This window comes from Streptomyces sp. SCSIO ZS0520 (assembly GCF_025643355.1).
Classification (GTDB): domain Bacteria; phylum Actinomycetota; class Actinomycetes; order Streptomycetales; family Streptomycetaceae; genus Streptomyces; species Streptomyces physcomitrii.
In genome coordinates this window covers 7820948-7830211 of sequence record NZ_CP092644.1, presented here as the reverse complement: position 1 = coordinate 7830211, position 9264 = coordinate 7820948, and the positions used below count along the sequence as shown (strand labels likewise).

Genomic DNA, 9264 nt, shown 5'->3' with positions numbered 1-9264 from the left:
GCAAGAGATTTCTGACGTGAACGGCGGTAAACGGTGAGCGAGGCAAAGCTCCGCGACTACCTCAAGCGGGTGACCACGGATCTGGCGCGTACGCGCCAGCGCCTGAAGGACAGCGAGGACCGGGCCCAGGAGCCCATCGCCGTCATCGGCATGGCCTGCCGCTACCCGGGCGGGGTCGCCTCGCCCGAGGACCTGTGGGAGCTGGTGGCGGGCGGCCACGACGCCGTCTCGATGTTCCCCGGCGACCGGGGCTGGGACCTGGACGCGCTCTACGACCCGGACCCGGACACCCCGGGCACCAGCTACGCCCGCGAGGGCGGATTCCTCGACGAGGCCGCCCACTTCGACCCGGCGTTCTTCGGGATCTCCCCGCGCGAGGCCCTGGCCATGGACCCCCAGCAGCGCCTGCTCCTGGAGACCGGCTGGGAGGCCTTCGAGCGGGCCGGGATCGATCCGGCGCGGCTGCGCGGCAGCCGTACCGGGGTCTTCGCGGGCGTGATGTACCAGGACTACGCCACCCGGCTGCGGCAGGCGCCGGAGGATGTCGAGGGCTATGTCGGCAGCGGCGGTTCGGGCTCCATCGCCTCCGGCCGGATCGCCTACACCTTCGGCCTGGAGGGGCCGGCGGTCACCGTGGACACGGCCTGCTCCTCCTCGCTGGTCGCGCTGCATCTGGCGGCGCAGGCACTGCGGCGGGGCGAGTGCTCGCTCGCGCTGGTGGGCGGGTCGATGGTGATGTCGACGCCGGTGGCCTTCGTGGACTTCAGCCGCCAGCGCGGGCTGGCCGCCGACGGCCGCTGCAAGGCCTTCTCGGCGGCCGCGGACGGCACCGGCTGGGGCGAGGGCGTGGGCATGCTCCTGGTGGAGCGGCTGTCCGAGGCCCGCCGCAACGGGCACGAGGTCCTCGCGGTGCTGCGCGGCAGCGCCACCAACCAGGACGGCGCCAGCAGCGGACTGACCGCGCCCAACGGGCCCGCCCAGCAGCGGGTGATCCAGCAGGCGCTGGCCGACGCGGGCCTGGGCCCGGCCGAGGTCGACGCGGTCGAGGCGCACGGCACCGGCACCTCGCTCGGCGACCCGATCGAGGCCGGGGCGCTCCTCGCCACCTACGGCAAGGACCGCGACGGCGGCGATCCGCTGTGGCTGGGCTCGCTGAAGTCGAACATCGGGCACACCCAGGCGGCCGCCGGGGTCGGCGGCGTCATCAAGACCGTCATGGCCCTGCGCCACGGGATCCTGCCCAAGACGCTGCACGCCGAGGAGCCCTCGCCGAGCGTGGACTGGGCCTCGGGCGCGGTGGAGCTGCTCACCGAGGCCCGCCCCTGGCCGGTGGTGGAGGGCAGACCGCGCCGGGCCGCGGTCTCCGCCTTCGGCTTCAGCGGCACCAACGCCCACGTCATCCTGGAACAGGCACCCGCCGAGGAGGCGGCTGCCGACACGGCCGCACCCGAAGGGGCCGCGGGGGGAGTCGGCGAAGCGGCGGCCGCCCTGCCGCAGGACGGCACCCCCGCCACCGCGGTGGTGCCCTGGCTGCTGTCGGCGCGCTCCCCCGAGGCGCTGCGGGCGCAGGCGCTGCGGCTGGCCGAGCGGGTGGAGGCGACGCCCGAGGCGAGTGCGGCCGACATCGGGTACTCGCTGGCGCTGACCCGTTCCGCGCTCGGCCACCGGGTGGCCGTGGCCGGCGCCGGGCGGGACGAACTCCTGGGCCGGTTGCGGCAGATCGCCGCCGGCCAGGCGGAGGGCGCGGTGGCCGACGCGGGCCGCACCGCGTTCCTCTTCGCCGGGCAGGGCGCCCAACGCCTGGGCATGGGACGGGAGTTGTACGAGGCGTTCCCGGTGTTCGCGGCCGCCTTCGACGAGGTGTGCGCCGCGCTGGACACGCACCTTGCGGGGCATGTGCCGCTGCCGCTGCGCGAGGTGGTCTTCGGCGGCGACAAGGAGCTCCTCGACCGTACGGTGTACACGCAGACCGCGCTGTTCGCGCTGGAGGTGTCGCTGTTCCGGCTGGTGGAGTCCTTCGGGCTGGTCCCGGACTTCGTGGTCGGCCATTCGGTGGGCGAGCTGGCGGCCGCGCAGGTCGCCGGGGTGTTCTCCCTGGAGGACGGCTGCGCGCTGGCCGCCGCCCGGGCCCGGCTGATGCAGCAGGTCGCCCAGGGCGGGGCGATGGTCTCGCTGACCGCCTCCGAGGAGGAGGTGCTGGCCCATCTCCGGGGCCGCGAGGACGAGGTGAGCCTCGGCGCGGTCAACGGGCCCGAGGCCACGGTGATCTCCGGCGCCGAGGAAGCGGTCCTGGAGGTGGCCGCCGCGGTCGGCGCCAAGAGCAAGCGGCTCAGCGTCCAGGTCGCGGCCCACTCCCCGCTCCTGGAGCCGGTCCTTGCCGAGTTCGCCCGGATCGCGGGCCGGGTGCGCTACCAGGCGCCGCGTCTGCCCGTGGTCTCCAATGTCACCGGGGAGACGGCCGGGGCGGAGCTGGCCGATGCCGCGTACTGGGTGGCGCACATGCGCCAGGCGGTGCGGTTCGCCGACGGCATCGCTCATCTGGAGCGGCAGGGCGTGACCCGGTTCGTGGAGATCGGGCCCTCGGGGGTGCTGTCCGCCATGGGCCAGTCCTGCCTGGCCGATGCGGGGGCGGGCGTGTTCGTACCGCTGCTGCGCGCCGACCGGCCCGAGCCCGAGGCCCTGCTGAGCGGTCTGGGCCGGGCCTGGGCGCACGGTGCCACCGTGGACTGGGGCGGCTTCTTCACCGGCCGCGGGCGGCGGGTGGACCTGCCGACCTACGCCTTCCAGCGCGAGCGCTACTGGCTGGACTCCCCGGCGGGCGCCGGTGATCTGGCCGCGGCGGGCCTGGGCGAGGCCGCCCACCCGCTCCTCGGGGCCGCGGTCGAACTGCCGGGCTCCGACGCGCTGGTGCTGACCGGGCGCCTGTCGCTGGGCGCGCAGCCGTGGCTGGCCGGGCACGCGGTGGCGAACACCGTGCTGCTGCCGGGGACCGCCTTCCTCGAACTGGCCGTCCAGGCCGCCGAGCACGTCGGCTGCGCCCAGGTCGAGGAACTGACCCTGGGCGCCCCGCTGATCCTCGCGCCCCGCGGCGCGCTGACGCTGCGGGTGCGGGCGGGCGAGGCGGACGCGGACGGCCGCCGGGAACTGCACATCCACTCCCGCCCGCAGGACGCGGGCCTGGGCGAGCCGTGGACCGCGCACGCCACCGGCATCCTCTCCCCCACCGCCACCGGCGGCGGGGAGAAGCTGACGAGCTGGCCCCCGGCGGACGCGGAGGAGATCGACGTCAGCGAGGTGTACGCGCGCTTCGCCGCGGGCGGCTTCGCCTACGGCGAGGCCTTCCAGGGCCTCCACACCGCCTGGCGGCGCGGCGAGGAGGTGTACGCCGAGATCCGGCTGCCCGCCTCCCAGCGCTCGGCGGCCGGTGCGTACGGACTGCACCCGGCGCTGCTCGACGCCTGCCTGCACACCATCGCGCTGGCGCCCGCGCTGCAGAGCGAGCAGAGCCGGCTGCCGTTCTCCTTCACCGGAGTGTCCCTGCACGCCACCGGCGCCCAGGACCTGCGGATACGGCTCACCCCGACCGGCGAGGACTCGGTCGCCCTGGACCTCGCCGACACCACCGGCGCGCCGGTGGCCACCGTCGAGGGGCTGCTGCTGCGCGCGATGAGCGGCGAGCAGCTGGGCGGCGCCCGCGCCGCCGCCAGCCAGGCCCTGTTCCGCCTCGACTGGCCGAGCCGGAGCACCGAAGCCCCCGCCGTGACCCGGGCCGCCATGATCGGCGAGGACGCTCTGGAGCTGACCGAGGACCTCTTCGCGGCGGGCGTCCACCTGGAGTCCTACGCGGACCTCGACGCCCTGGGCGCGGCGGCCGAGTCCGGCACCTCGGTGCCCGCCCACACCCTGCTGACCTGCCCGCCCGCCACCGGCGAACTGCCGGGCGCCGTCCGGCAGTCGCTCGACGGCGCCCTGGCGGCGGCGCAGAGCTGGCTCGCCGACGAGCGCTTCGCCGCCTCCCGGCTGGTCTTCGTCACCCGCGGCGCCGCCGCCACCGGCCCGGGCGAGGACATCGGTGATCTGGCGCAGGCCGCGCTGTGGGGGCTGATCCGCTCCGCGCAGTCCGAGAGCCCCGACCGCTTCGTCCTGGTGGACCTGGACGAGGACGAGGCCTCGCTCCGCGCCCTGCCCGCAGCCCTGGCCACGGGCGAACCCCAACTCGCCCTGCGCGCCGGGCAGTTGCACACCCCGCGCCTGGCGCGCGCCCAGGCGGACGCGGAACAGCAGCCGGCCCGCGCCCTCGACGCAGAGGGCACCGTCCTGGTCACCGGCGCCACCGGCGGGCTGGGCACCCTGCTCGCCCGGCACCTGGTCACCGCGCACGGGGTGCGCCATCTGCTGCTGGCGAGCCGCCGCGGACCGCGGGCAGAGGGCGCCGAGCAGCTGCGGGAGGAACTGACCGCGCTGGGCGCGCATGTGACGCTGACCGCCTGCGATGTCGCCGACCGGCAGGCGCTGGAGGCGCTGATCGCCGCGGTGCCCGCCGCGCACCCGCTGACCGGTGTCTTCCACACCGCGGGCGTCCTGGACGACAAGACCCTCACCTCGCTCACCCCCGAGCAGGTGGACACCGTCCTGCGCCCCAAGGCGGACGCGGCGTGGAACCTGCACGAGGCCACCGCGCACCTGGACCTGGCGGCCTTCGTGCTCTACTCCTCGGCCGCCGGTGTCCTCGGCGGCGCCGGGCAGGGCAACTACGCGGCGGCCAACGCCTTCCTGGACGCCCTCGCCCAGCACCGCAGGGTCCGGCAGCTGCCCGCCCACTCCCTGGCCTGGGGCCTGTGGGCGCAGCCCGGCTCCATGACCGGCGCCACCCCCGCCACCGGCACCAGCCGCTCCGGGATCGCCCCGCTCAGCGCCGAGCAGGGCATGGAACTCCTCGACACCAGCCTGGCCCTGGGCACCGCCCACCTGGTGCCGATGCGCCTGGACATGGCCGCCCTGCGGGCCGGGGCCTCGGCCGGTTCGGTGCCGCTGCTGCTGCGCCACCTGGTGCGCACCCCGGCCACCCGGCGCACCACCGCCGCCGCGGCCGGTTCCGGCGCGGGCGGATCGGAGCTGCTCTCCCGCCTCGCGGGTCTGGACGAGGACGAACAGACCGCGCTCCTGGTGGAGTTGGTGCGTACCCAGGTCGCCGTCGTCCTCGGCCACCCGGACGCCTCCGCGATCGGCGCCACGCACGACTTCGTCGACTCCGGCTTCGACTCGCTCACCGCGGTCGAACTGCGCAACCGGCTCGCCGCCGCCACCGGACTGCGGCTGCCCGCCACCCTCGTCTTCGACCACCAGAGCCCCACCGAGCTGGCCCAGCGGCTGCGCACCGACCTCGCCGCGGCGCGCACCAGCGCACCCGCCGGGGACACCACCGGCGCGGTGGCGGCGCCGGCGGGTGGGGAGTCGACGACGCTGAGCGCCCTGTACACGCAGGCCTTCGCCACCGGGAAGTGGAAGGAGATCTTCGACCTGCTGCACGCCACCGCCGCGCTGCGCGACCGGTTCGCCTCCCCCGCGGAACTGCCCCAACTGCCCAAGCCGGTACGGCTGAGCAAGGGCCCGGCCCGCGAGCACCTGTTCTGCTTCTCCTCCTGCCTGGCCGTCGCGGGCATCCACCAGTACGCCCGCTTCGCGGCCTCGCTGCGCGGGCGCCGGGATGTCTCCGCGCTCGCCCTGCCCGGCTTCGGCCGCGGCGAGCCCCTGCCCGAGACCGCCGCGGCCGTGGTCGCCGCCCAGGCCGAGGCCGTCGCCGAAGCCGCCGACGGGGCGCCCATCGTGCTGCTCGGGTCCTCGGCGGGCGGCTGGTTCGCCCAGGCCGCCGCGGGCCATCTGGAGCGCATGGGCCACACGCCCGCGGCCGTCGTCCTGGTCGACACCTACGTCCCCAAGAGCAGCATCCTCAACCAGTTCGGCCTGTCCCTGATGGACGGCATGACCGAACGCGAGGGCGTCTTCGTGACCATGGACGACGACCGGCTGTCCGCCATGGGCTGGTACCTGAACCTCTTCGGCACCTGGGAGCCGGACCCCATCGCCACGCCCACCCTGCTGGTCCGCGCCACCGAGCCGCTGTCCACGGGCTCCCTGCAACTGGCCGACCTGCCGGACTGGCGCTCCTTCTGGGAACTGCCCCACGAGACCGTCGACGTCCGCGGCAACCACTTCACGATGATGGAGGACTTCTCCAGCCCCACCGCCCAGGCGATCGAGGACTGGCTGGACAGCCTCCCGCACCGCACCTGACCGCCTCCTCCGCACAGCACGGTGAACCCCCCACGGAACGCGAGAAACGAGAACCACCATGGCCCTGCCCGCCGCCGACGAAAGCCTGTGGCTGCGCCGCTTCCATCCCCGACCGAACGCCGCCGTACGCCTGGTCTGCCTGCCCCACGCGGGCGGCGCCGCGAGCTCCTACGCGCCGCTGTCCGCGCTGCTGCCCCCGAGCATCCAGGCGCTGGCGGTGCAGTACCCCGGCCGTCAGGACCGGCGCCACGACACCCCCCTGGAGAGCGTCCACGAACTGGCGCGGGCGGTGTTCGAGGCGCTGCGCCCCAGCGCCGACCAGGGGCCGCTGGCCCTGTTCGGCCACAGCATGGGCGCCAGTGTCGGCTTCGAGGTCGCCCGCCTGATGGAAGACGAACTCGGTGTCGTCCCGGCGGTGCTGTTCGCCTCCGGCCGCCCCGCCCCTTCCCTGCACCGCAGCCTGGGCATCCACCGCATGGACGACGCCGGGATCATCGCCGAACTCCAAGCCGTCAGCGGCACCGACGACCGGGTCCTGGACAACGCCGAGCTCCTGCGGCTGACCCTGCCCTCGCTGCGCAGCGACTACAAGGCCGCCGAGACCTACCGCTACCGGCCCGGCCCGAAGCTGGGCTGCGACATCGTCGGTCTGACCGGCGACGGCGACAACCGGGTCTCCATCGAGGAGGTCGCCGCCTGGAAGGAGCACACCGCCGGCTCCTTCACCCTCCAGGTCTTTCCCGGCGGCCACTTCTACCTCCAGGAGCAGAAGGCCGCCGTCGCCGGCGTGCTCACCGACACCCTGCGCGCCGCCACCCGCACCGGCGGCCACCCCCTCCACTAGAGCCCCACCCCCCGCGCCCCGACCCACCCGCACCCACCGGCGTCCGCCCGCATCCAGCGGGAGGCGCCGGGACCGGCCCAGACCCACGAAGGAAGAACCCACCCATGCGCATCCTCTTTTCCACGGTGTCCGAGAAGTCGCACCTGTACACCATGGTTCCGCTGGCCTGGGCGCTGGCCGCCGCCGGCCACGAGGTCCACGTCGCCAGCAACCCCGCGCTGACCGAAGCGATCAAGAGCACCGGCCTGACCGCGGTGTCCGTCGGCACCGACCACAACCTGCACGACATGCTGCGCGAGAACCGCGACTCGCTGGAGAACCCCCTCTCCGACTGGTCCGCGCCCTCCCTGGACACGCACTCCTGGGAGCAGGTGCTGATGAAGTTCAAGGTCAGCGTGATGTTCGCGTACCAGACCTACAACGACTGCATGGTCCACGAACTCATCGACTACGCCCGCTCCTGGCAGCCGGACCTCGTCATCTGGGACCCGGTCACCTACGCGGGCCCCGTCGCCGCCACCGTCTCGGGCGCCGCCCACGCCCGGCTGCTGTGGTGTATCGACATCTACTCCACGATGCGCGAGGTCTTCCTGGCCCGGCTCGCCGAACAGCCCGAGGCGCGCCGCGAGGACCCGCTGGCCGACTGGCTCGGCGGCATCCTGAAGCGCTACGGCAAGGAGTTCGACGAGTCCGTCGTCACCGGCCAGTGGACCATCGACCAGATCCCCACCAGCCTCCAACTCCCGCTCGCCGTCGACCGGCTGCCGGTGCGCTACCTGCCCTACAACGGCCCCAGCGACATCCCCGCCTGGCTGCACCAGAAGCCCGAGCGGCCCCGGGTCGTACTCACCTCCGGCGTCTCGGCCCGCGCCGCCCTCGGCGGCACCTTCATGCCGCTGACCGACATGATCACCGCGCTGGGCGAACTCGACGTCGACGTGGTCGCCGCCGTACCGGCCGAGGAGATCGAGACCCTCGCCTCGATACCCGACAACACCCGCCTGGTCGACTTCGTCCCCCTGCACGCCCTGCTGCCGGGCGCCGACTTGCTCATCCACCACGGCGGCTTCGGCTCCTACGGCACCGCCCTGGCCAACGCCGTACCGCAGTTCATCCCCACCATCCGCTACGCCGACTGGTGGAACAAGGCCACCAGCATCCAGGACGCCGGTGCGGGCCTCGCCGTACACGCCTCCGAGTTGACCGCCGACATCCTCAAGGACAGCGTGCAGCGCCTGATCGAGGACGCCTCGTTCAAGAAGTCCGCCGAGCGCCTGCGCGAGGAGAACCAGCAGACGCCCACCCCGCACCAGCTGGTCGCCGAACTGGAAGCCCGCACCGCGGAGCACCACGCGTGAAGATCCGCGAGCTGGCGGTGCCCGGCGCCTACGAGTTCACTCCGCCGGTGCACCGCGACGAACGCGGCGCCTTCGTCGCCCACTACACCGCGTCGAGCTTCACCGAGGCCCTCGGGCACCCCCTGCACCTGGGCCAGAACCACCACAGCGTCTCCCGCCGCGGAACCGTGCGCGGCATCCACTACGCCGACGTACCGCCCGGCCAGGCCAAACTGGTGACCTGCGTCAGCGGTGAACTCCTCGACATGATCATCGACCTGCGCGTGGGCTCACCCACCTTCGGCCACGTCGACAGCGTCCACCTCGACGCCGTCGACTACCGGGCGGTCTACCTCTCCGAGGGCCTGGGCCACGCCTTCATCGCCCTGCGCGACGACACGGTCGCCGCCTATCTCAACTCCGTCCAGTACAACCCCGCCCGCGAGCACGAGATCGACCCCTTCGACCCCGAACTCGCCCTGCCCTGGCCCCCCGACATGACCTACCTGGTCTCGGAACGGGACCGCACCGCACCCACCCTGCGACAAGCCCGCGAGGCCGGACGGCTCCCCACCTGGGAAGCCTGCCGGGCACTCCGCACAGCCCGGATCCAGCAGCCCGGGACCGGTGAACCCGGCTCCGGCTGAACCGGGTCGGTCCACCGACCGGTTGATGCCCCGTCGACCGGTCGGTGGAGGGCCCCTACTCCCCCGGAGCAGCCGATGAGGCGATCCGCGGCGGGGCAGCCCGCCCCTACGGTCTTCAGGGGTGAGCCGGCGACAAGGAAAG

3 protein-coding genes and 1 pseudogene are annotated in these 9264 nt (G+C 74.0%); all 4 read left to right on the top strand.

The features are described 5' to 3' along the window. Window positions 1–33: 33 nt before the first annotated feature. A pseudogene (locus tag MID12_RS32020) lies at window positions 34–6294 on the top strand (type I polyketide synthase); the annotation flags it as partial. 58 nt (window positions 6295–6352) lie between these two features. Further along, window positions 6353–7138: a thioesterase II family protein gene (locus tag MID12_RS32015; protein WP_263172732.1), complete on the top strand. Its 786-nt coding sequence runs from the start codon at window positions 6353–6355 to the stop codon at window positions 7136–7138. A gap of 104 nt (window positions 7139–7242) precedes the next feature. Beyond that, complete coding sequence (locus tag MID12_RS32010; protein WP_263172729.1) at window positions 7243–8496, top strand: activator-dependent family glycosyltransferase; 1254 nt, start codon at window positions 7243–7245, stop codon at window positions 8494–8496. Next, window positions 8493–9122: a dTDP-4-dehydrorhamnose 3,5-epimerase family protein gene (locus tag MID12_RS32005; RefSeq protein ID WP_263172728.1), complete on the top strand. Its 630-nt coding sequence runs from the start codon at window positions 8493–8495 to the stop codon at window positions 9120–9122. Before MID12_RS32010 ends, MID12_RS32005 begins: the two co-directional genes overlap by 4 nt. The last annotated feature ends 142 nt before the right edge of the window (window positions 9123–9264 follow it).

Bases quoted from the DNA above. Each gene is read 5' to 3' on its own strand.
- MID12_RS32015 (WP_263172732.1), top strand. From the start codon at position 6,353: ATGGCCCTGCCCGCCGCCGACGAAAGCCTGTGGCTGCGCCGCTTCCAT.
- MID12_RS32010 (WP_263172729.1), top strand. From the start codon at position 7,243: ATGCGCATCCTCTTTTCCACGGTGTCCGAGAAGTCGCACCTGTACACC.